This is a genomic window from Sphingopyxis lindanitolerans, assembly GCF_002993885.1.
GTDB classification, from domain to species: domain Bacteria; phylum Pseudomonadota; class Alphaproteobacteria; order Sphingomonadales; family Sphingomonadaceae; genus Sphingopyxis; species Sphingopyxis lindanitolerans.
The window spans coordinates 1,341,252-1,361,022 of record NZ_CM009578.1 but is presented as its reverse complement, the minus strand read 5'-3'; the positions used below and the strand labels follow the sequence as shown (position 1 = coordinate 1,361,022).

Annotated in this window: 21 protein-coding genes; 12 read left to right on the top strand and 9 right to left on the bottom strand. The window is 66.1% G+C overall.

Annotation, left to right across the window (positions count from 1 at the left end):
* Window positions 1–19: 19 nt before the first annotated feature.
* Together CVO77_RS06525 and CVO77_RS06520 are read right to left on the bottom strand one after the other, a co-directional pair.
* The gene (locus CVO77_RS06525) at window positions 20–1,090 is read right to left on the bottom strand and encodes an alpha/beta hydrolase family protein (RefSeq protein WP_105998417.1); all 1,071 of its coding nucleotides are present in this window, start codon (window positions 1,088–1,090) and stop codon (window positions 20–22) included.
* Between the two features lie 81 nt (window positions 1,091–1,171).
* Window positions 1,172–2,101 (bottom strand): isopenicillin N synthase family dioxygenase, encoded by a 930-nt coding sequence (locus CVO77_RS06520; protein ID WP_106000691.1) that lies wholly within the window; start codon window positions 2,099–2,101, stop codon window positions 1,172–1,174.
* 124 nt (window positions 2,102–2,225) lie between these two features.
* Between CVO77_RS06520 and CVO77_RS06515 the strand changes: the two genes are divergently transcribed.
* Complete coding sequence (locus CVO77_RS06515) at window positions 2,226–2,651, top strand: EVE domain-containing protein (protein ID WP_105998416.1); 426 nt, start codon at window positions 2,226–2,228, stop codon at window positions 2,649–2,651.
* Window positions 2,652–2,766: 115 nt separating this feature from the next.
* On the opposite strand, the gene CVO77_RS06510 is transcribed toward CVO77_RS06515, so the two are convergent.
* The 4 genes from CVO77_RS06510 to CVO77_RS06495 all read right to left on the bottom strand — a co-directional run bounded on the left by CVO77_RS06510 (window position 2,767) and on the right by CVO77_RS06495 (window position 4,845).
* The gene (locus CVO77_RS06510; RefSeq protein WP_158258013.1) at window positions 2,767–3,081 is read right to left on the bottom strand and encodes a PilZ domain-containing protein; all 315 of its coding nucleotides are present in this window, start codon (window positions 3,079–3,081) and stop codon (window positions 2,767–2,769) included.
* 83 nt (window positions 3,082–3,164) lie between these two features.
* On the bottom strand, window positions 3,165–3,755 hold the full coding sequence (locus CVO77_RS06505) for an SOS response-associated peptidase family protein (RefSeq protein WP_105998414.1): 591 nt from the start codon (window positions 3,753–3,755) through the stop codon (window positions 3,165–3,167).
* Window positions 3,756–3,770: 15 nt separating this feature from the next.
* The gene (gene arfB / locus CVO77_RS06500) at window positions 3,771–4,169 is read right to left on the bottom strand and encodes an alternative ribosome rescue aminoacyl-tRNA hydrolase ArfB (protein ID WP_105998413.1); all 399 of its coding nucleotides are present in this window, start codon (window positions 4,167–4,169) and stop codon (window positions 3,771–3,773) included.
* Window positions 4,162–4,845 carry an RluA family pseudouridine synthase gene (locus CVO77_RS06495; RefSeq protein WP_105998412.1) on the bottom strand — a complete coding sequence of 228 codons (684 nt, stop codon included), beginning with the start codon at window positions 4,843–4,845 and terminating at the stop codon, window positions 4,162–4,164. The genes arfB and CVO77_RS06495 overlap by 8 nt, the downstream gene beginning before the upstream one ends.
* 153 nt (window positions 4,846–4,998) lie before the next feature.
* On the opposite strand from CVO77_RS06495, the gene CVO77_RS06490 reads away from it, so the two are divergent.
* Together CVO77_RS06490 and tgt are read left to right on the top strand one after the other, a co-directional pair.
* A complete protein-coding gene (locus tag CVO77_RS06490) occupies window positions 4,999–7,194 on the top strand; it encodes a putative bifunctional diguanylate cyclase/phosphodiesterase (RefSeq protein WP_242446123.1) in 2,196 nt (731 codons plus the stop codon).
* Between the two features lie 56 nt (window positions 7,195–7,250).
* Entirely contained in the window at window positions 7,251–8,375 is a 1,125-nt protein-coding gene (tgt, locus tag CVO77_RS06485; RefSeq protein WP_105998410.1) for a tRNA guanosine(34) transglycosylase Tgt, read from the top strand.
* On the opposite strand, the gene CVO77_RS21240 is transcribed toward tgt, so the two are convergent.
* Window positions 8,376–8,546 (bottom strand): NepR family anti-sigma factor, encoded by a 171-nt coding sequence (locus CVO77_RS21240; RefSeq protein WP_158258012.1) that lies wholly within the window; start codon window positions 8,544–8,546, stop codon window positions 8,376–8,378.
* A gap of 199 nt (window positions 8,547–8,745) precedes the next feature.
* On the opposite strand from CVO77_RS21240, the gene CVO77_RS06480 reads away from it, so the two are divergent.
* The 9 genes from CVO77_RS06480 to CVO77_RS06440 all read left to right on the top strand — a co-directional run bounded on the left by CVO77_RS06480 (window position 8,746) and on the right by CVO77_RS06440 (window position 17,585).
* Window positions 8,746–9,540: a response regulator gene (locus tag CVO77_RS06480; RefSeq protein ID WP_105998409.1), complete on the top strand. Its 795-nt coding sequence runs from the start codon at window positions 8,746–8,748 to the stop codon at window positions 9,538–9,540.
* A 141-nt stretch (window positions 9,541–9,681) separates the two neighbouring features.
* Window positions 9,682–12,372: a bifunctional [glutamine synthetase] adenylyltransferase/[glutamine synthetase]-adenylyl-L-tyrosine phosphorylase gene (locus tag CVO77_RS06475; protein ID WP_105998408.1), complete on the top strand. Its 2,691-nt coding sequence runs from the start codon at window positions 9,682–9,684 to the stop codon at window positions 12,370–12,372.
* A gap of 14 nt (window positions 12,373–12,386) precedes the next feature.
* Window positions 12,387–12,851, top strand: coding sequence for a peroxiredoxin (locus CVO77_RS06470; RefSeq protein ID WP_105998407.1), 465 nt, complete (start codon window positions 12,387–12,389; stop codon window positions 12,849–12,851).
* Window positions 12,851–13,642 (top strand): ferritin-like domain-containing protein, encoded by a 792-nt coding sequence (locus CVO77_RS06465; RefSeq protein WP_106000690.1) that lies wholly within the window; start codon window positions 12,851–12,853, stop codon window positions 13,640–13,642. The genes CVO77_RS06470 and CVO77_RS06465 overlap by 1 nt, the downstream gene beginning before the upstream one ends.
* Window positions 13,643–13,756: 114 nt before the next feature.
* The gene (locus tag CVO77_RS06460; RefSeq protein WP_242446122.1) at window positions 13,757–14,464 is read left to right on the top strand and encodes a M23 family metallopeptidase; all 708 of its coding nucleotides are present in this window, start codon (window positions 13,757–13,759) and stop codon (window positions 14,462–14,464) included.
* A 90-nt stretch (window positions 14,465–14,554) separates the two neighbouring features.
* The gene (erpA, locus tag CVO77_RS06455; protein ID WP_105998406.1) at window positions 14,555–14,896 is read left to right on the top strand and encodes an iron-sulfur cluster insertion protein ErpA; all 342 of its coding nucleotides are present in this window, start codon (window positions 14,555–14,557) and stop codon (window positions 14,894–14,896) included.
* 39 nt (window positions 14,897–14,935) lie between these two features.
* The gene (gene xth, locus CVO77_RS06450; protein WP_105998405.1) at window positions 14,936–15,709 is read left to right on the top strand and encodes an exodeoxyribonuclease III; all 774 of its coding nucleotides are present in this window, start codon (window positions 14,936–14,938) and stop codon (window positions 15,707–15,709) included.
* Window positions 15,706–16,698 (top strand): cyclic nucleotide-binding domain-containing protein, encoded by a 993-nt coding sequence (locus CVO77_RS06445; RefSeq protein WP_158258011.1) that lies wholly within the window; start codon window positions 15,706–15,708, stop codon window positions 16,696–16,698. Before xth ends, CVO77_RS06445 begins: the two co-directional genes overlap by 4 nt.
* 23 nt (window positions 16,699–16,721) lie before the next feature.
* Window positions 16,722–17,585: a class I SAM-dependent methyltransferase gene (locus CVO77_RS06440; protein WP_105998403.1), complete on the top strand. Its 864-nt coding sequence runs from the start codon at window positions 16,722–16,724 to the stop codon at window positions 17,583–17,585.
* A 7-nt stretch (window positions 17,586–17,592) separates the two neighbouring features.
* Here CVO77_RS06440 and CVO77_RS06435 read toward each other — a convergent pair whose 3' ends face one another.
* Entirely contained in the window at window positions 17,593–18,507 is a 915-nt protein-coding gene (locus tag CVO77_RS06435; protein ID WP_158258010.1) for a class II glutamine amidotransferase, read from the bottom strand.
* 79 nt (window positions 18,508–18,586) lie between these two features.
* The gene (locus tag CVO77_RS06430; RefSeq protein WP_105998401.1) at window positions 18,587–19,753 is read right to left on the bottom strand and encodes an N-acetyltransferase; all 1,167 of its coding nucleotides are present in this window, start codon (window positions 19,751–19,753) and stop codon (window positions 18,587–18,589) included.
* Window positions 19,754–19,771 lie beyond the last annotated feature (18 nt).

The following is a 19,771-nucleotide window of genomic DNA, read 5'->3' as shown; positions in this document are numbered from 1 at the left end:
GGTAGGCCAGTCGGGCAGATTAGCGTCCAACCAATCCCTGCGCGGCAAGCCAACTCGACAGCAGGGCAAAATATTCGGGCGAATCGGGTCGCTCGGTGCCGTCATGCTTCGGATCGAGCGAGGTTTTGAGGTCGGCCGACATCTGCATCGCATGATCGGCGCCGGCGATCACATGGACCTGCATCTTCGGCATGCGGGGCGCGACGCTTTTCAGCCGCTCGGCCGAATCGGCGACCGGCACCACCGCGTCGTCGGTGCCGTACAGGACGAGTATCGGCACCGTCACCGCCTCGAGGTTTTTCAGCGGATCATTCTCGATCTCCTTGCGCCAGCCCGACACCTCACGGTCGCGGAAGGTTTCGCCCATGTAGAGATATTTGAACCACGGCTTGGTCTTGATCCCGTCGAGCTTTGCCTGCGCTTCGGCGCGGCTAACGGTGCCGCGCATATAATTGTCGACGGCTTTGCGCGCCGCGACCATCTGGTCGATGTCGGCCTTGGAATAACCATTGGCCTTCAGATGGTTCGTCGAGGAGAAGATCATCTGGACGTCGGCGGTGACGACAGGGGCCGACACCGCGATCACGAAGGCGATGTCGGGGCTGCGCGACGCGGCGAGCGGCGAAATCCAGCCGCCCTGGCTCAGCCCCCAGGTCCCGATACGCCGCGGATCGATGCGCGGATCGGTTTTCAGGCTCTTTGCGGCGGCGATCGCGTCGTCGGCGAGGATTGTAAAATTGCCCCCGGCATCTTTCGTACCCGACTGGCCCGATCCGCGCCGGTCATAGGCAAAGACCGCGATGCCGAGCGCGGGCAGCACCGTCTTCAGATGATCGTAGAGTGACGCGCCGCGTAGCGGCGATGACGCGCTGTGCGTCACGACGACCGCCGCTACCGGCTTGCCGCTGAGCGGCATATAGAGGGTTCCCGACAGCTCGGCATCGCCGCTTCTGAACTTGCGATCTTCGACAATGATCTGCGTCGTGGCGGGTGCGCTCCATGGCAGGCTGGACCGCTGCTCCGCCGCAGCGGCGGGTTGCAGCGCAGCAAGGACTGAAACGAGGACGAAAAGGCCAGTGGTTGTGCGCATCGATGGACTCCCAGGGAGAAGACGATGCGGCGCTATACCAGCCGTAAAGAGCCGGTCAAAATTTGCCGGACTCCGCTTTTCCTACTTCTTCAGCCCGATCTCGCGCAGCCGCTCCTGCAAATATTCATCCGCCGTAATCGGATCGGGATAGAGGTCCGGGTGCGATACATCGACGCAGCTTTCCAGCGTCTCGATCGGATAGTCCGACCGGAAATGCAGGAAGAAGGGCATCGAATAGCGCGCGATGCTCGCGCGGCCGGCGTCGGGGTTGCGGACGCGGTGGGTGGTCGACGGCAGTTTGTTGTTGGTCAGCCGCTGCAGCATGTCGCCGACATTGACCGCCATCGCGCCCGGCGGCGGACTGACAGGAAGCCACGACCCGTCCTTGTCGAGGATTTCGAGCCCGGCCTCTTCGGCGCCGAGCAGCAAGGTGATCGTGTTGATATCCTCATGCGCTTCGGCGCGGATGCCCTTTGCGGGCGCCGCGACCGGCGGATAATGGAGCAGGCGCATCACGCTGTTGCCGTCCTTCACCGTGCCATCGAAGAAATCGGGCGCGAGGCCGAGGTAGCGCGCGATGCCGGAGAGCAGACGGCCGCCGACGCGGTCGAACTCGGCGAACAGCTTGTCATAGACGGCGCGGAAACCATCGACCTCGGCGGGCCAGACATTGTTCGGCTGCTGCGCGGCGAGCCGGTGCCCCGCGGGCAGGTCGCGGCCGACGTGCCAGAATTCCTTGAGGTCGACTTCCTTCGCGCCCTTGGCGATTTCGGTGCCGAACGGGGTGTAGCCGCGCGCGCCGCCGCCGCCCGCAATGTGATAGGCGCGCTTCCGGTCCTCGGGCAGCGCGAAAAAGGCTTTTGCCTTGTCCCAGGCATCGGCGATCAATTTGGGGTCGATGCCGTGATCGGTGATCATCGCGAAACCGAAGCGCTCGAACGAGGCGCCGAAATCATGGGCGAACTGGTCGGCGGGAAGCGACATGGAAATGGTCGGAACAGCGGCGGTCATAAGGTCATCCATATTGAGCGGGGCCGGGGCCTTCCGCGACTCTGTTCCCGCATGTAGGAGTCTCGACGGTGCAGGGAAAGAGGCTCGCTCTTTTCAAACCGGCGATGCTTGCTAAGAGAGCGGCATGGCAAAGCAATATTGGTTGATGAAATCCGAACCCGACGCTTATGCGTGGGACCAACTCGTGCACGATGGAACCGGCATGTGGGACGGGGTGCGCAATCACACCGCCAAGCTCAACATGATGGCGATGAAGGTCGGCGACGAAGCCTTCTTCTATCACAGCAATATCGGCAAGGAATGCGTGGGGATCATGCGCGTAACCGAGGAAAGCTTTCCCGATCCGACCGCCGAACCGGGCTCGCCCTGGGTCGTGGTGCGCGTCGCGCCGGTGCGCGCGCTGACGCATCCGGTGACGCTGGCGGCGATCAAGGCCGACCCGAAGCTTGCCGACATGGACCTGATCCGCCAGTCGCGCCTGTCGGTCGGGCGCGTCACGCCCGATGAGTGGAAGCATATCCTGAAGAAGTCGGAAAAGGCGGAGGGCTGACGATCTCGTCATTGCGAGCGCAGCGAAGCAATCTCCAGCTTTCGAAATCGCGCAACATCGATGGCTGGAGATTGCTTCGTCGCTGCGCTCCTCGCAATGACGGGCGTGGCTGATCTCAGCGCAGCTTCACCTGAAGATGCTTCGCCACCGACGGGTGCAGCGGATGGACGAACTCGCAGCCGAAATTATTGCCGTCGCCGCGGCGGACGACCGCTTCGAGCTGTTGCAGGCCGGGCAGGTTGACCCAGATATGCTTGCCCACTTGCGGCCGCGCAAAGGTGACCATGCGAAAGCCGGTCGAGGACAGGTCGAACAGCTCGACGTCGAACGGGTTGAAGCCGGGTTCGCGAAAGCGCGCGCGGCCGCACACGGGCGCGCGCTCGGCGCGGCGCGCCTGCGAAGCCGGTTTGCTGTTGGTTCTCGTCTGCACGGTCCTGCGTCCCATTCTCTTTTCGATTCGGACCGAAACTAGCCGATCATTGGTTATCCCAAAGTGAAGAAAGATGGTGAATTTCAGGGGTGCGGAGGCGCGTCGCCGACCGCCATCAGATGGCCGGGATAGGGCGCGACGAGGTTGCGCGCGTCGCGCCACTCGGCGGTCAGCCAGCGCTCCTGATCCTCCGGGTGCAGGATCACCGGCATGGCATTCGGCTGGTGGCGCTCGACAAGGCTGTTGGGATCGGTGACGAGCACCGCGAAGCTCGGCCAGTCCCCGGTTTGGCGCTGGATGCCGGCAAAGGCGAAGAGGGGTCGGCCGGCGAGCGCGAACCAGTGCTGTCGCCGTGCGCCATCGGGCCCCGACCATTCGGCATAGCTCGTCGCGGGGATCAGGCAGCGAAGCTCGGGATGGCGCAGCGTGCCGATCCAGAACGGGCTCGCGAGATTGCGGACGCTGGTGATCGGCTGCGTCCCGCGCGGTGGCGGCGGCACGCCCCACAATCGGGGACGCAGGTAACGGCGCGATCCGCCGCGGCTGTCGGGGACGATCACCGGCGCCGGACGGCCCGGCGCGACATAGTCGCCCGCCCACGGATCATCGCCCGCCTCAACCCCGAAAGCGGCGGAAATCTGGGGCGCCGTGGCGTCGAGCCGATAGAGTTGCATCGCGGGGTCCTGGCCCTAGTCGAAGGACACGCGGCCGCGCCCCGCCTTCACCGAACTGCGCGCTTTCTTGCTGTCGATGCGGCGCGCTTTTGCCGCCTTGCTCGGCTTGGTCTTGATCCGCCTTTCGGGGCGGACGAGCGCGGCGTCGACCAGATCGTTCAGCCGCTGCCGCGCGTCGGCGCGGTTTGCCTCCTGGGTGCGGAAGCGGCGCGCGAGGATGACCAGTTCGCCTTCGCTCGTCATGCGACTGCCCGCGAGCGTCTTCAATCGCCGATAGGCGTCGGGGTCGAGACCGAGCGCATAGACATCGACGCGAAGCTGGCACGCGGTCGCGACCTTGTTGACATTCTGCCCGCCCGGTCCCGTGCCCGCCAGGAATTTCTCGCGGATCGCGCTTTCGGGAATCTCAGCCACGCGTCGGCGCCGCCCCTTCGGGAGCGGAAAAGCCGAGCGCGGCGAAGCGGTCGGGGAAGGCGGCCTCGGCGATGATCGACGGCTTGACGTCACGTTTCACGACGAGCCGTTCGGCGTGGAGCATCGTGCGGGTTTTCGTGCCGCCGCGCCCGTAGACGGGGTCGCCGACGATCGGAAAGCCGAGCCCTTCGAGCGCGTGGACGCGAAGCTGGTGGGTGCGGCCGGTTTCGGGCCGGAAGCGAAGCAGCGCGCGGTCGCCCTCGACCGCGATCATTTCCCAGTGCGATACCGACGGCTTGCCTTTTGGGTCGACGACCATGCGCCAGCCCGCTTCGGCGGTCGATGTCTTGCCGAGCGGCAGGTCGATGGTGCCGTGGTCGCTTGTCGGTACGCCTTCGAGGATCGCGAGATATTGCTTTTCGACCTCGCGTCCCTCGAACGCGCGGGTGAAGCGACCGTGCGCTTTCGGATTGCGCGCCAGCAACAGGCAGCCCGAGGTGTCGCGGTCGAGCCGATGGACCGCGAGCGGCCAGCGCTTGAAACCGAAGCGCAGGCTGTCGAGATGATTTTCGAGGCTGAGGCTGCCGTCGCGCGGCGGATCGACCGGCAGGCCTTCGGGCTTGTCGATGACGAGCGCCTCGCCGTCGAGGAAAAGGATGCGGTCGGAAAGGAGCATAGCGCGCCTATAGGCGAAGCGGAGCGCGACGCCAATGCCGCCGGCTCTTTCCCTATATGGGACAGAGTCGGGCGCCTGACGATCCGATATTTACATTATCGCAAGGCATTGCGGTCAATGCGGACCCCAGGCTTAAGGGGTGGGCAAGGCTTCGTGGCATCGAGCATCGACAAGAGCGACGGGGATGAAGGCGCAGCGGCTGACGGCGCGCGCGGATTTTTCGGCAAGATCGGCGCGCGCAAGGCGCGATCACGCGGCGATGCCTCCGAAGCGTCCGCCCCCCTCGATACCCGCGAAGCGCTGCTGCTCCTCCGCAATTTTGAGGAAAGCCGCCGGGGCTGGTTCTGGTCGACCGATGCGAACGGACGGTTGACCTATATCACCGAAGCGGTCGCGCGGCTGATGGGGCGGACGGGCGGCGCGCTGCTCGGCACCGGCTTCACCGATCTGTTCCTTCCTGTCGACAGCCACGGCGAGCGCCAGCGCACGCTGCCGTTCCTGATGACCCGGCAGTCGAAATTCGACGAGTTGCCGCTGCGCAGCGCGTTCGAGGGTGACGACCGCTGGTGGGCGGTGTCGGGACGTCCGCATTTCGACGGCGGCGGCCGGTTCGTGGGCTATCGCGGCAGCGGCGCCGACATCACCGCGCAGCGCCGCTCGGCCGAGGACGCCTCGCGGCTCGCGCTCTATGATTCGCTGACCGGGCTCGCGAACCGTTTCCATATCTCGAAGAAACTCGACACGACGCTCGCCGCCTTCACCCAGCAACAGCGCAGTTGCGCGATCATGCTGCTCGACCTCGATCGCTTCAAGCAGGTCAACGACACGCTCGGCCATCCGGCGGGCGACGCGCTGCTGAAACAGGTCGCGCAGCGGCTGCTCAAGATCGTCGGCGACAAGGAGATGGTCAGCCGCCTCGGCGGCGACGAGTTCCAGATCATCCTCCCCGACATCGATGATCGCGGCAAGCTGGGCGACATGGCGGCCGACATCATCGCCAGCCTGTCGCAGCCCTATTCGGTCGAGGGCAGCCGCTGCATCATCGGCGCCTCCGTCGGGGTCGCGATCGCGCCGTTCGACGGCCTGACCAGCGACGACCTCGTCCGCAACGCCGACCTTGCGCTCTATGCCGCGAAAGGCAACGGCCGCGGCCGTTTCGCTTTCTATTCGAGCGACCTTCACCAGGCGGCCGAGGATCGCCGCAAGCTCGAAGAGGATTTGCGCGACGCGCTGGCACGCGGCGAGATGGAACTGAGCTATCAGCCTGTGGTCAATGCCAAATCGAACATGGTGACCGGGGTTGAGGCGCTGATCCGCTGGACGCACCCTGATCGCGGGATCATCTCACCCTCGGTGTTCATCCCGATCGCCGAAGAGGCCAATCTCATCTGGTCGCTCGGCGAATGGGTGCTGCGCAAGGCCTGCGAGGAAGCCGCGCGCTGGCCCGGCGAGCTTCGCGTCGCGGTCAATGTCTCGCCGATCCAGTTCGCCAATGCCGACCTGCCCAAGGTCGTCGCGAGCGCACTCGCCGCCGCCGGGCTACCGCCCGACCGGCTCGAGCTTGAGATCACCGAAAGCGTATTCCTTGCCGATTCGAACGAGACGGCGCGGATGTTCAAGGCGCTGAAGGGGCTTGGCGTGCGCCTTGCGCTCGACGATTTCGGCACCGGCTATTCGTCGCTCGGCTATCTGCAATCGGCGCCGTTCGACAAGATCAAGATCGACCAGAGTTTCGTGCGCGGCGCGACGGTGAAGGGGTCGCGCAATGCCGCGATCATCGCCGCGATCGTCGCGCTCGCCGAGGCGCTCGACATGGAAACGACCGCCGAGGGCATCGAATCGCACGACCAGCTCGACCTGATCCGCAAACTCGCGGTCAGCCATGTGCAGGGCTATATCTACAGCGAACCGGTTTCGAGCGACGAACTGCTCGATCATGCCGCGGCCGGATCGTGGATGATCAAGCCATCGGGTCCGGCGCGCCAGCGCAACGACCGCTTCCAGATGTTCCGCAAGGTCGGCGCGGTGCATGGCAATCATCGCTACAATGTCGTCATCCGCAACCTGTCGGCGACGGGCGCCTTCATCGAGGGCATATTGGAGGTGCCGATGGGCACGCAGTTCGTGATCGATTTCGGCGAGGGTCAGCTCGCGACCTCGACGGTCCGTCGCTCGATGAAGCATCAGCAGGGAATCGAATTCGAACAGTCGCTGGTCAGCGACGGCAATGGCGGGCTGTGCACCCGGCACCGCGTCTCGCCCTATCTGATCGCGGCGGCGAGCCAGCAGTCGCAATCGGCCATGGCGCTGCCGGCCTTCACCACCGCGAACGACTGGCAGGCGGCCTGACCGCCGCTGCGGCGCAATCTCGACTTTTGGCGCGAGCGCGGCCATAGGCGCGCGCCATGACCGACAGATTCACCTTCCAGCTCGCCGCGACCGACGGCGCGGCGCGCACCGGCGTCATCCGGATGGCGCGCGGCGACATTCGCACCCCCGCCTTCATGCCCGTCGGCACCGCCGCAACCGTGAAGGCGATGCGCCCGGCCGACGTTCGCGCGACGGGGGCGGACATCATCCTCGGCAACACCTACCACCTGATGCTGCGCCCCGGCGCCGAGCGGATGGCGCGGCTTGGCGGTTTGCATGATTTCATGGGCTGGGACCGCCCGATCCTGACCGACAGCGGTGGCTATCAGGTGATGAGCCTGTCGGCGCTGACCAAGCAGAGCGAAGAGGGCGTGACCTTCAAAAGTCACCTCGACGGCTCGCGCCATGTGCTGACCCCCGAACGCTCGATGGAAATTCAGCGCCTGCTCGGCAGCGATATCGTGATGGCGTTCGACGAATGCCCGCCAAACGGCGTCGATGCCAAGCGCGCCGAGGCGAGCATGGAGCGTTCGATGCGCTGGGCCGCGCGCAGCCGCGCGGGGTTCGATGCGGGCGGCGAGCATGCGTCGCGCGCCGCGTTGTTCGGCATCCAGCAAGGCTCGCTCGACGAAAGGCTGCGCGCGCGGTCGGCGGCGGCGCTGACCGACATCGGTTTCGACGGCTATGCGATCGGCGGTCTCGCGGTGGGCGAGGGGCAGGAGGCGATGTTCGCCGTGCTCGACTATGCGCCCGGCCAGCTTCCCGCCGACCGCCCGCGCTATCTGATGGGGGTGGGCAAACCCGACGATCTGGTCGGCGCGGTCGCGCGCGGGGTCGATATGTTCGATTGCGTGCTGCCGACGCGATCGGGCCGCAACGGCCAGGCCTTCACCTGGGACGGGCCGGTCAACATCCGCAACGCCAAACATGCCGAGGATCTGGGGCCGCTCGATGCGGCGTGCGACTGCCCGGTCTGCACGATCTGGTCGCGCGCCTATCTCCACCATCTCGTTCGCGCGGGCGAGATGCTCGGCGCGATGCTGATGACACAGCATAATCTGCATTTCTATCAGGCGCTGATGCAGGCGATGCGCGACGCGATCACGACGGGGAGGTTCGCGGCGTTCCAAAAGGACTTCGCCGCGCGTTACCGGAAATGATCAGTTCAGCTTGTTGAGCAGGTCGATCATCGATTGGGGGATGGTCTCATCGACGGCAGAGTCATAGGCACGGCGCAGGGCGACGTTAATCTCCTGCACCTTCCCTGGGAGTTTTTTCTCGGCGTCCTTTCCGGCCGGCTTTTCGGGCGGCGTACCGGATTCAGACGACATCATATTGCCAGATGCTCGACATGGGCCCTTTTGCTAACCGCGCATAAACCAAAGCGCAATGCGCCTTTGTTGCTTCCCTATGAAACTAATTTACGGCTAAATCGTTCCCAAGGGGTGAAATTATGCCGGACGGCGCGGGTTTTTTCCTGCGATCCGGCCCCAAATCGGCGGTTTTCTCCGCCGTATCAGGAGGGTATCCATGTCATTAGGCAAGGCGATCGCGCCGCATCTTCCCTATCTGCGGCGCTACGGCCGCGCGATTTCGGGGAGCCAGCGGAGCGGCGATGCGCTGGTCGCGCGCCTGCTCGAAACGCTGGTGGCGCATCCGGACGCGATCGACACCGGCGGCGAGCTCAGGATTCAGCTCTATCGCATGGTCCATGACAATTTCGGGCTGATGACGAACCCCGCCGCGACCGGCGGCGAAACGGTGCCCGCCGAGATCGCGGTCGCCGACGCGCGGCTCAGCCGCATCCCGTCGCTGGCGCGCCAGGCGCTGCTGCTGACCGCGGTCGAAGGCTTCAGCGCCGAGGAGGCCGGGCGGATCGTCGGCCGCGACGCCGCCGCGGTCGAGGCGCTGATCGCCGATGCGATGGAAGAGATCGACCGCCAGACGCGCGCCCGCATCCTGATCATCGAGGACGAGCCGATCATCGCGATGGATATCGAGATGATCGTCCGCGAGCTTGGCCATGATGTCGTCGCGGTCGCGACCACGCACACCGAAGCGGTGGCCGACGCGCAGATGCACCAGCCCGGCCTCGTCCTTGCCGACATCCAGCTTGCCGACAACAGCTCGGGGATCGAGGCGGTGCAGGAGATACTGACCGACCTGACGGTGCCGGTCATCTTCATCACCGCTTTCCCCGAACGCCTGCTGACCGGCGATCGGCCCGAGCCGGCGTTCCTGCTCACCAAGCCTTACCAGCCGGCGACCCTGCGCGCGGCGATCTCGCAGGTGCTGTTCTTCGACGAAAGCACGGTTCCGGCGTAACGCTGACGTCCAAAACCTTCGTCATTGCGAGCGAAGCGAAGCAATCCAGGGCGTGACAAGCCGCCCTGGATTGCTTCGCTTCGCTCGCAATGACGAGCTTGGGGTTGCTCCATGGACAGGCGCGGGCGATAGCAGCGTCTGATGACCGCACTCGACGCATCCGCCCGCCAGTCGGCGCTCGACCGGCTGATCGCCAACGCGCCTTTCCTCGCGCGGCTGGCCGAGCTCAATCCCGATGACATATCGCGCTTCCTGGCCGATGGCACCGACGCCGCGCTCGCGCGGGTCGCGCCGCCGCCGGACGACGACGATATCATGCGCACGCTGCGCCAATGGCGCGGGCGCACGGCGTTGCTGCTCGCGCTCGGTGACCTGTCGGGCGAACATGATGTCGCCGCGACGACACGGCTGCTGTCGGCCTTCGCCGACCAGGCGTGCGACGCGGCGATCCGGGCGGCGTTTGCCGAACGCGTTCCGGGCGAGGAGGCGCGCGGGCTCGCGGTGGTCGCGCTCGGCAAGCTCGGCAGCCATGAACTCAACTATTCGTCGGACATCGACCCGATCCTGATCTTCGATCCCGCAACGCTGCCGCGGCGCCAGCGCGACGACCCCGACGAGGCGGCGGTGCGGATCGCGCGGCGGATGGTCGAAATCCTCTCGGCGCGCACCGGCGACGGCCATGTGCTGCGCGTCGACCTTCGCCTGCGCCCGCATCCCGAGGTGACGCCGATCGTGCTGCCCGAAAGCGCCGCAATCTCCTATTATGAATCCGAAGCGCTGGCGTGGGAGCAGGCGGCGTTCATCCGCTCGCGCGCCTCAGCGGGCGACCGCGCGCTCGGCGAAAATTTCCTCGCCGCGATCCAGCCCTTCATCTGGCGTCGCAGCCTCGATTTCCGCCAGCTCAAGGAAATCGGTGCGATGAGCGACCGGATCCGCGACCATTTCTCGCAAGGCCAGGCGTTCGGCCCCGGCTATGACCTCAAGCGCGGGCGCGGCGGCATCCGCGAGATCGAATTTTTCGCGCAGGTCCACCAGCTCATCTATGGCGGACGCGATCCGTCGCTGCGCGTTCCGGCGACGGTCGATGCGCTCGCGGCGCTGGCGAAGGCGGGGCGGATCGACGCGGATGTCGCCAATCGGCTGACGGGCCATTACGCGACGCTCCGCCGGATCGAGCATCGGCTACAGATGATCGAGGACCAGCAGACCCATTCGCTGCCGGTGCAGCCCGATGCGCTCGGTGCCGTGGCGCGGCTCGATGGCGAGACCGACGGCGCCGCCCTGCTCGCCGCGCTCCTGCCCGTCGTGACCGACGTCGGCGCCTGCTATGACAGCCTGGTCGTCGAGCGTGCCGTGACCGGCGGGCTTCCGCGCGAGGAAAGCGAACTGGCGGGCGCGCTGCTCGCCGCAGGCTTCGAGCCGCCCGCCGCCGCGCTGCGCACCATCGCCGAATGGCGCGGCGGCAAGCTGCGCGCGCTGCGCAGTCCGGCCGCGCTCGAAGCGCTCGAGGCGGTGCTTCCCGAACTGGTGAAGGCGATCGGCGCGGCGCCCGACCCGCAGGCGACGCTCATCCGCTTCGACAAGCTGGTCGGCGGGCTGCCGAGCGCGATCAATTTCTTCCACCTGCTCGCCGCCCAGCCCGAACTGGCGAAGATCGCGACCCGCATCCTTTCGCTCGCCCCGACTCTCGCCGATGCCCTCGGCGCGCGCGTGGAACTGATCGAGGGCCTCATCGACAAGCGTGCATTCGAGTCCCCCGCGACGAAAGCCGAACTGATGTCCGAATGGGCGCCGGGCCTGTCGGGGCTCGATTATGAACGCTTGCTCGACCGCGTCCGCGACCGCGTCGGCGAACGGCGCTTTGCCTATGGCGTGCAGCTCGTCGCGGGGGCGAGCGATCCGATGATGATCGCCTGCGGCTATTCCGAACTCGCCGAAGCGGCGTTGCAGGTGCTCGCCGATGCGACGGTTGCGGAATTCATCGAGGCGCACGGCCGCGTTCCGGGCAGCGAACTGGTCATCCTCGCGCTCGGCCGACTCGGCGGGCGGGCGCTGACCCATGCCTCGGACCTCGACCTCATCTATCTGTTCACCGGCGACCATCTTGCCGAATCCGACGGGCCGCGCCCGCTCGGCGCGACGACCTATTATAACCGCCTCGCGCAGCGCGTGACCGCGGCGATGTCGGTGCCGACTGCGGCGGGAAAGCTCTACGACGTCGATACGCGGTTGCGTCCGCAGGGCGCGCAGGGCCCCTTGGTGGTCACGCTCGACAGCTTCGAACGCTATCAGCGCGAGGAGGCTTGGACCTGGGAGCATATGGCGCTGCTCCGTGCCCGCCCGGTCTATGGCTCCGACGACGCGAAGGCGGAGGTTCAGCGGATCATCGACGATTTGCTCGCCGCGCCGCGCGAGCCGGTGAAACTGGCGCAGGATGCCGCCGAAATGCGCGACAGGATCGCCGCGCACAAGCCGCCAAAGGGTCCGCTCGACATCAAGGGCGGCCCCGGCGGGCTCGTCGACCTCGAATTCGCGATGCAGGTGACGCAGCTTGCTACGGCCAAGTGCCACGACCCCAATATCGGCTCGGCGCTCGCCTGCATGCGGGTCGATGGGTTTGCGCCCGCCGGGGTCTGCGACGCGCACGGCTTGCTGGGCCGGATGCTCGTCATGCTGCGCCTGACCGCGCCCGACGGGGAACCCGCGACCCCCGCCGCGCGTCAGCTTGTCGCGAGCGCCTGCGGCGAGCCCGGCTGGCCGCAGCTGCTTGCCGCGCATGACGCCGCGCGGCAGGAGATCGCAAACTGGTGGGCGTCGATTCGCCCATCGTAACAGGAGACACAGCCATGACCCTCGCTATCGGCGACGCCATTCCTGCGGTGAAGCTGCTCGACGCCGACGGCGCCGCGATCGACCTTGCGGCGATGAAGGGCGCGCCGCTCGTCGTCTATTTCTATCCCAAGGCCGACACGCCCGGCTGCACCGTCGAAGCACAGGATTTCACCCGCCTCGCGCCCGAATTCGCGCATCTGCACGCGCAGATACTCGCGGTGTCACGCGATGCACCGGCGAAACTCTGCAAGTTTCGCGACAAATATGGCCTGACCGTCCGCCTTGCGTCCGACGAGGAAGGCGCGGTGTGCGAGGCGTTCGGCACTTGGGTCGAAAAGCAGAATTACGGGCGCACCTATATGGGCATCGAACGCTCGACCTTCCTGTTCGGCGCCGACGGCAAGCTCGTGCGCGAATGGCGCAAGGTGCGCGTGAAGGGCCATGCCGAAGCCGCGCTGGAGGCCGTGAAGGCGCTTTGATGCGAACACTGGGCGAAGCCGCGCGCGCGGTCCTGCTGACGCCGGACCCGCACGACAAGCGCCGCGCGGCGCGGGCGCTGGCGCGGGCGTGGTGGCGCGGCGAACTCGATCATCGCTGCGACGTGGCGATGCCCGACCAGCCCGCATGGCCCGCCAGGCCCGAATTGCTGTCGCCCAGCCAGATGCCGCGGCGGCGCAAGGGCGGGTCGATACGCGGGCGGATCGCGATGCTCCACGCGCTCGCGCATATCGAGTTCGTCGCGATCGACCTCGCGGTCGATCTGGTCGGCCGCTTCGGCGGCGAATTTCCGCGTGGCTTCGTCGACGACTGGATCGGTGTCGCCGCCGATGAGGCGATGCATTTCGCGCTGCTCGATCGGCGATTGCGCCAGCTTGGCAGCTTTTATGGCGAATGGCCCGCGCACGGGGGTTTGTGGGAAGCCGCGGCGGCGACCAGCGACGACGCGCTGGCGCGGCTCGCGATCGTTCCGATGGTGCTGGAGGCGCGCGGCCTCGACGTCACGCCCGCGACCGTCACCCGCTTCCGCGCCGCCGGAGACGATGCGTCGGCGAAGATTTTATCGCGTATTTACAACGATGAAATTCGGCATGTGAGCGTCGGCACAGTCTGGTTTAACCAAAAGTGCGATGAAATGGGATTCAACGCCGTCGAAACGTGGCAAAGCCTCGTAAAATCGCGATTCCGTGGCTCGCTCAAGCCGCCGTTCAACGACTCGGCGCGTCGTGAAGCCGGTTTAACGCAAGACTATTACGCGGTTATTGCTTGGTAAGCTTCACACCGTCATCAACGCTCGCGGGCAGGGAATAATCCCATCCGAACGAAACATCCGGCACCAGCGGCCCTTAAAAAAGGGCACTGGCGACAAGGACTGCGGGGTCGATACGTGCGATACGCTTTTCTGGCGCAAAAGTTTCATGTTGGTCTTATCGTCTGCGCAGGCGCGCTGACGGGCCTTGCCGCTCCGGCGGCGCATGCGGTCGAGGCAGGCAGCAGCGATGCCAGCATCACCGTTCCCGACGAACCCGATCAGGACAGCTTTCCGGCGGGCATGACCGCGCCGACCGAAAATCAGGAAGCGCGCGCGATCTTCCAGGCGTGGAAGCGTCTCGACACCGGCCTTGCCGCGAACATCGGCGTTTCGGTGCCGTCGCGCCGCCCGATCGAGCAGATGTCGCTTTCTTCCTCCTATGGCATGCGCGTCCACCCGATCACCGGCAAGCTCGCGCGCCACAATGGCGTCGACATTCCGGCGCCCTATGGCACCCCCATTTATGCGACCGCCGACGGCATCGTCGGCCGCGCCCAGCGGCTTGGCGGCTATGGCAATTATGTCGAGATCGAGCATGGCAACGAGATCGAGACGCGCTACGGCCATATGTCGTCATTCATCGTCCGTTCGGGGCAGCAGGTGAAGAAGGGCGACGTGATCGGCTATGTCGGCTCGACCGGCCGTTCGACCGGCAATCATCTCCATTATGAAGTCCGCATCGAAGGCTCGCCGGTCAATCCGCTGCCCTTCTGCGCGTCGGATTCGATGACGATCGCCGCGATGACGGGCCACAAGAAACTCGCCATGGGCGGTCCCGAATAACGACTTCTCTGGGTCGGAGAGGAGGGGCGCCCCACGGTAAACGGCGGGGGCGCCCTTTTCATTTGGGTCCATCCCTCCTATCTTGCGATCATGGCCACGCAGCTTTCCGACATCACCCTTTCGCCCGCCGCCGCGGCGCGCGTCCGCTGGATCGCCGACCGTAAGGGCGAGACTGAAGCCGCGCTGCGCCTCGCGGTCGATGGCGGCGGCTGTTCGGGCTTCACCTATCGCTTCGGGCTCGCCGAAAGCATCGATGCCGATGATATCGTCACCCTGACGGACGGGGTGAAGCTGGTCGTCGATTCCGTGAGCATCGACCTGGTGCGTGGCTGCATCGTCGATTTCGTCGATTCGCTGGGCGGATCGTCGTTCAAGGTCGAAAATCCCAACGCCGCCTCGGGCTGCGGCTGCGGGTCGAGCTTCTCGATCTGATGCCTTTCTAAGCGGCCGCCTTCCTGCCATAGGAAGGGCATGAAAGTCGCGACCTTCAATATCAACGGGATCAAGGCCCGCCTGCCGCGCCTCGTCGAATGGCTCGAGGAAACCCAGCCCGACGTCGCCTGTTTGCAGGAACTCAAATCGAGCGACGAGACGATGCCGACCAAGGAGATCGAGGCGGCGGGCTATGGGTTTCTCTATCACGGGCAAAAGGGTTTCAACGGCGTCGCGATCCTCGCCAGGGGGACCGAGCCGGTCGAAATCCAGCGCGGCCTTGCGGGCGAGGCCGACGACGAACAGTCGCGCTATCTCGAGGCCGATGTCCATGGCGTGCGGGTCGGCTGCCTCTACCTCCCCAACGGCAACCCGCAGCCGGGGCCGAAGTTCGATTACAAGCTGCGCTGGATGGCGCGGCTCCGCGAACGCGCGAAGGCGCTGCTCGCCGCCGAAATTCCGGCCATTTTGACCGGCGATTACAACGTCATCCCACATGATGACGATGTGTGGGATCCGCGCGGCCCGATGGCGAACGACGCGCTGATGCAGCCCGAATCGCGCGATGCGTATTTCCGGATGCTCGGCGATGGCTGGACCGACGCGATCCGCAGCCGCCATCCGGCGGGTGGAGTCTGGACCTTCTGGGACTATCAGGCGGGCGGCTGGCAGCGCGACCATGGTTTCCGCATCGACCATCTGCTGCTCAGCCCGGCGATGGCCGACCGGCTGGTCGACGCCCAGGTCGACAAGGATCATCGCGGGCGCGAGAAGGCGAGCGATCACGCGCCGACCTGGGCAGTCTTTGCGTGACCATCCTGTCCGCCAGTCGCTTGGCGGACGTGCCGCTCTTCGCGGGATTGGGCGAGGCCGAACGCGCCGAGATCGCCGACGGTTTTGCCCCGCGCCATTTCGCCGACGGCGAGGCGATCCTGACCCAGAATGAGCGCGCCGAGGGGCTGTTCCTGATCGATGGCGGCCGCGTCGATATCGGGAAGCGGCTGCCCGGCGGCGGATTGGCTTTGCTTGCGACGGTCGGGCCGGGCGAGGTGATCGGCGACATGGCGCTGATCGGCCGCGATCTTCGGCGATCGGCGATGGGAATCGCGCGCGGCCCGGTCGCGACCTGGCATCTTCCCGCCGACCTGTTCCGCGCCGCGCTGTCACAGCTTCGCCCGGCGTCGCTCCAACTGCAGGCCGAACTCGGGCGGCTGATCGCCGGGCGCGTCGTTGCCAAGGCGGCCGATATCGCGGCGCTGCTGCTGGCCGAACCCGGCGCCTTCACGCCGCGGCCGCGGCGCGGCCTCGCGCCGCTGATCGAGGACGGTTTCACGCCCGAACCCTTTCTCGCGAAACTGCCGTGCTGCGCGGCGATGACCCCGGCGCAACGGTTCGCTTTCTGGAACGCGGGCGAGCGCATCGAAGCAGCGGCGGACACCGATCTTGCGCTGGTTGGCGGCGGTGCCGACACCGTCTGGCTGGTCGTGCGCGGCGCAGTGCGCAGTGCCTTGCCGCACCGTGAGGGCATCTATCAACTCACCGTCACCGGCCCCGGCCAGCTCGTCGGCATCGCCGCGATGCTGGCGGGCAGCACGCACGACCGGCTGCTCCGGACAAGCGAGCAGGCGACTCTGCTCGCTTTCGACCGGGCGACCTTTACCGAGATGATCGATACCGGCGATGCGCTCAGCCGCGAACTGGGGGCGTCGGTCAACGCCGATCTGGTCACCGCGCTCGATGCGCTCGACCAGGTCGAAGCGCGCATTCTCGCGATGCGCCGCGGTCACGCGGTGGCGGCCTGACGAATGATGCAGCAAGAGGGTATATGACCGAAAGCAAAGCCTATCAGGTCGCCGACTGGAACGGACGCAGCGGCGAACAATGGGTCGCCAATCAGGCGCGGCTCGACGCGATGCTCGCCGCGTTCGGCGACGCCGCGCGCGCGGCGGCGGCGGTGGGCGAGGGCGAGCAGGCGCTCGACGTCGGCTGCGGCGCGGGCGCCACCAGCCAGGCGCTCGCCGCTCGCGTCGGGCCGCGCGGACATGTGCTCGGCGTCGATATTTCGGCGCCGCTGATCGACCGCGCGCGTGCGGCGGCCCCGGCCGGAGCGCCGCTGGCGTTCGAGCTTGCCGATGCAGGCACCGCAGCGCTGCCCGAACAGGCCTTCGACCTCATATTCTCGCGCTTCGGCGTGATGTTCTTCGACGATCCTGCCGCGGCCTTCGCGCATATGCGCGGAGCGTTGAAGGCCGGGGGCCGGCTGGCGTTCGTCTGCTGGCGGAGCGGTGCGGAGAATGACTGGGTGCGCCTGCCGATGGGAGCGGTCGCAAACCTGATTTCCGTACCGCCGCCGCCCGACCCCGAAGCGCCCGGCCCCTTCTCGTTCGGCGACCGCGACCGTGTCGAGCGCATCCTGAACGCGGCGGGATTCGTGGACATCTCCATCACCCCCTTCGATCATCCCGTTCCCTTCGGGCATGGTGAGACGCGCGAGGCGGCGGTCGACAATGCCGTCGAAATGGCCTTTCAGGTCGGCCCGCTGGCGCGCCTGCTCGCCGAACAGTCGGATGCGATTCGCGCGCAGGCGGCGGAAGCCGTGCGGCGGGCGTTCGCGGCGAAGCCGGGCGACCGATCGGTGATGATCGACGGCGCCGCCTGGATCGTCACCGCGCGCAATCCGGCGCGATAGCCGCAGCTTATCGTGCCAGCGGTATCACCCTGAATTCGGGCCGATCCCCGTTCATTTCGGCGTGGATCATCGCATATTCGGGGACCGGCATCCACGTCGCGCTGTTCGACGACAGCGGCTCAGACGCGACGATCACCGCGCGCGGTTCCTCCTCGCCGCCGACCATCTGCCACTCGCCGTCGTGCAGGCCGTAATCGCGTCCGGTGGTGAACCACATCGACAGGAAATTCATGTTCGCCTCGTGGAGCTGGTCGGGCGATCCGGTGCGGTAATGGCCGAAGTCGAAACAATGGCGCAGCCCCAATATCTGGCGCCCCGTCGTGACGAACAGGTTGCAACTCGACGAGATGGCGATGCCATGATGCCGCCGCGCCGCCTCGATCAGATCGACGGTCTTCTGGACCGCGGCGACCAGCGCGTCGCGATCGGGCTCGACCCGCCAGTCGGGAAGCTGCGAGAGCAGCAGCGCATAGACCCATTCGCTGTCGGTCGATCCCGAAATCTCGGCGAGCAGCACCGGGTCGATGTCCGCCATCAGCGTCCCCTTCATCTCGCCGATGCGATAGATATCGCCATTATGCGCCATCGCGACCGCGGCGCCGGGGAAATGAAAGGGGTGGGTATTCTGTTCGCTGACCTTGACGCTCGTCGAATAGGCGACGCCGCGGACATGCGCGATCACGCATTCGGCGCGCGTCTTGATCGCCAGCGATTTGAGATTGCCGTCGAAAATGGGCAGCGAGGGCGAACGATAGCGGTGCGGCAGGTCGGGAACGAAGCTCGCGCTGTCCCACGCCATCATCCCGAACCCCGCGAGGTTCAGCATATGCAGCATCCGCGGCATATAGGCCTGGTTGACGAGGCTGGAGTCGGGCTTGAAGAGCAGGTCGTCGAGCTGCACCGGCTCGCCCAGATACATCATCGCCCGGCACATAGACTGTCCCCACCCGCTGGTTCTGCGCGAAACTTACACTGCCTGCACGGGCGAAGCGAGCGCCCGATCAGAGCGGTTTGTCGTAAATCTGATAGACGCGGTTCACCGTCGCGTTGATCGCCTCGGCGACCGCGTTCATCCCCTGATTGTCGTCGAGCACCCAGCCGATGTCGCCATATTGCGTCCCATAGTCGCGCACCGCATCGCGGCGGATGAACTCGATCATCATGAAGGCAAGCATGCTTGCCATGCGGCTGTGCTGCATCTTCTTGACGACGCCCATCAAGGGCACGCGCAGGGTACGGCTTCTCGGCTTGCGCAGCCACCAGAGCAGCTTCGCCCAGTTGAAGGGAAAGAGCGAGCCGTCCATGTCGATCAGCTTTTCGTTGATATTGGGCAACACGATCATGAAGGCGACCGGCTCGCCATCGACCTCGGCGACGCGGACCAGATCCTCGAAGACGATGTCCTTCAGCTTCTTGCCGACATAGGCGATCTCGCCGTCGGTCAGCGGGACGAAACCCCAATTGTCCGACCAGGCGTCGTTCAATATGCCCATGATCAGCTTGGCCTCGGCGTCGAATTTCGTCTTGTCGACGCGGCGGATGCGGATACGCGCATTCTTCTCGCCCGCTGCGACGATGCGGTTCACGAACGGCGGGAAGCCGTCGATGATCTCGACCCCATAATTATAGAGCGTCTTGACCGGGCGATAACCCTCGGCCTCGATCCACGGGCGATAGAGCGGGCTGTTGTGGCCGAGCATGATCGTCGGCGGGCGGTCGAATCCCTCGATCAGCAGGCCGGGTTCGTCCCAGATCGAAATCGACAGCGGTCCGAGCGCGCGGTTCATCCCCTGGCCGCGCAGCCAGTCCTCGGCCGACACGATCAGCGCGTGCGCGGTTTCGGCATCTTCGGCTTCGAGCAGTCCCCAATTGCCGGTGCCGGGCCCCATGCCCTGGGCCGCCGGCTGTTCAAGCGCGAGGAAGTCGATGTGCGCCGAAATGCGCCCGACCGTGCGGCCATCGCGGCGGGCAAGGAAAAGCTGCGCCTTGCCATGCTCGAACCAGGGATTCTTGCCCGGGGTCAGGAGGTCGAACACCTCGGCCTTCAGCGGCGGCACCCATGCCGGATCGCCGCGGTTGAGGCGATAGGCCAGCTCGACGAACTCGCGCTTTCCGGCCTTGTCCTTCACGGCATGGATGGTGATCGGGCCGTTGTGATGGGTCGTCATACTGGTTTCCGGGCTTGA

Bases quoted from the DNA above. Each gene is read 5' to 3' on its own strand.
- CVO77_RS06470 (WP_105998407.1), top strand. From the start codon at position 12,387: ATGACCCTCGCTATCGGCGACGCCATTCCTGCGGTGAAGCTGCTCGAC.
- CVO77_RS06480 (WP_105998409.1), top strand. From the start codon at position 8,746: ATGTCATTAGGCAAGGCGATCGCGCCGCATCTTCCCTATCTGCGGCGC.
- CVO77_RS06430 (WP_105998401.1), bottom strand. From the start codon at position 19,753: ATGACGACCCATCACAACGGCCCGATCACCATCCATGCCGTGAAGGAC.
- xth (WP_105998405.1), top strand. From the start codon at position 14,936: ATGAAAGTCGCGACCTTCAATATCAACGGGATCAAGGCCCGCCTGCCG.
- CVO77_RS06475 (WP_105998408.1), top strand. From the start codon at position 9,682: ATGACCGCACTCGACGCATCCGCCCGCCAGTCGGCGCTCGACCGGCTG.
- CVO77_RS06515 (WP_105998416.1), top strand. From the start codon at position 2,226: ATGGCAAAGCAATATTGGTTGATGAAATCCGAACCCGACGCTTATGCG.
- CVO77_RS06440 (WP_105998403.1), top strand. From the start codon at position 16,722: ATGACCGAAAGCAAAGCCTATCAGGTCGCCGACTGGAACGGACGCAGC.
- CVO77_RS06520 (WP_106000691.1), bottom strand. From the start codon at position 2,101: ATGACCGCCGCTGTTCCGACCATTTCCATGTCGCTTCCCGCCGACCAG.
- erpA (WP_105998406.1), top strand. From the start codon at position 14,555: ATGGCCACGCAGCTTTCCGACATCACCCTTTCGCCCGCCGCCGCGGCG.
- CVO77_RS06435 (WP_158258010.1), bottom strand. From the start codon at position 18,507: ATGATGTATCTGGGCGAGCCGGTGCAGCTCGACGACCTGCTCTTCAAG.
- tgt (WP_105998410.1), top strand. From the start codon at position 7,251: ATGACCGACAGATTCACCTTCCAGCTCGCCGCGACCGACGGCGCGGCG.
- CVO77_RS06505 (WP_105998414.1), bottom strand. From the start codon at position 3,755: ATGCAACTCTATCGGCTCGACGCCACGGCGCCCCAGATTTCCGCCGCT.
- CVO77_RS06465 (WP_106000690.1), top strand. From the start codon at position 12,851: ATGCGAACACTGGGCGAAGCCGCGCGCGCGGTCCTGCTGACGCCGGAC.
- CVO77_RS06525 (WP_105998417.1), bottom strand. From the start codon at position 1,090: ATGCGCACAACCACTGGCCTTTTCGTCCTCGTTTCAGTCCTTGCTGCG.
- CVO77_RS21240 (WP_158258012.1), bottom strand. From the start codon at position 8,546: ATGTCGTCTGAATCCGGTACGCCGCCCGAAAAGCCGGCCGGAAAGGAC.
- CVO77_RS06495 (WP_105998412.1), bottom strand. From the start codon at position 4,845: ATGCTCCTTTCCGACCGCATCCTTTTCCTCGACGGCGAGGCGCTCGTC.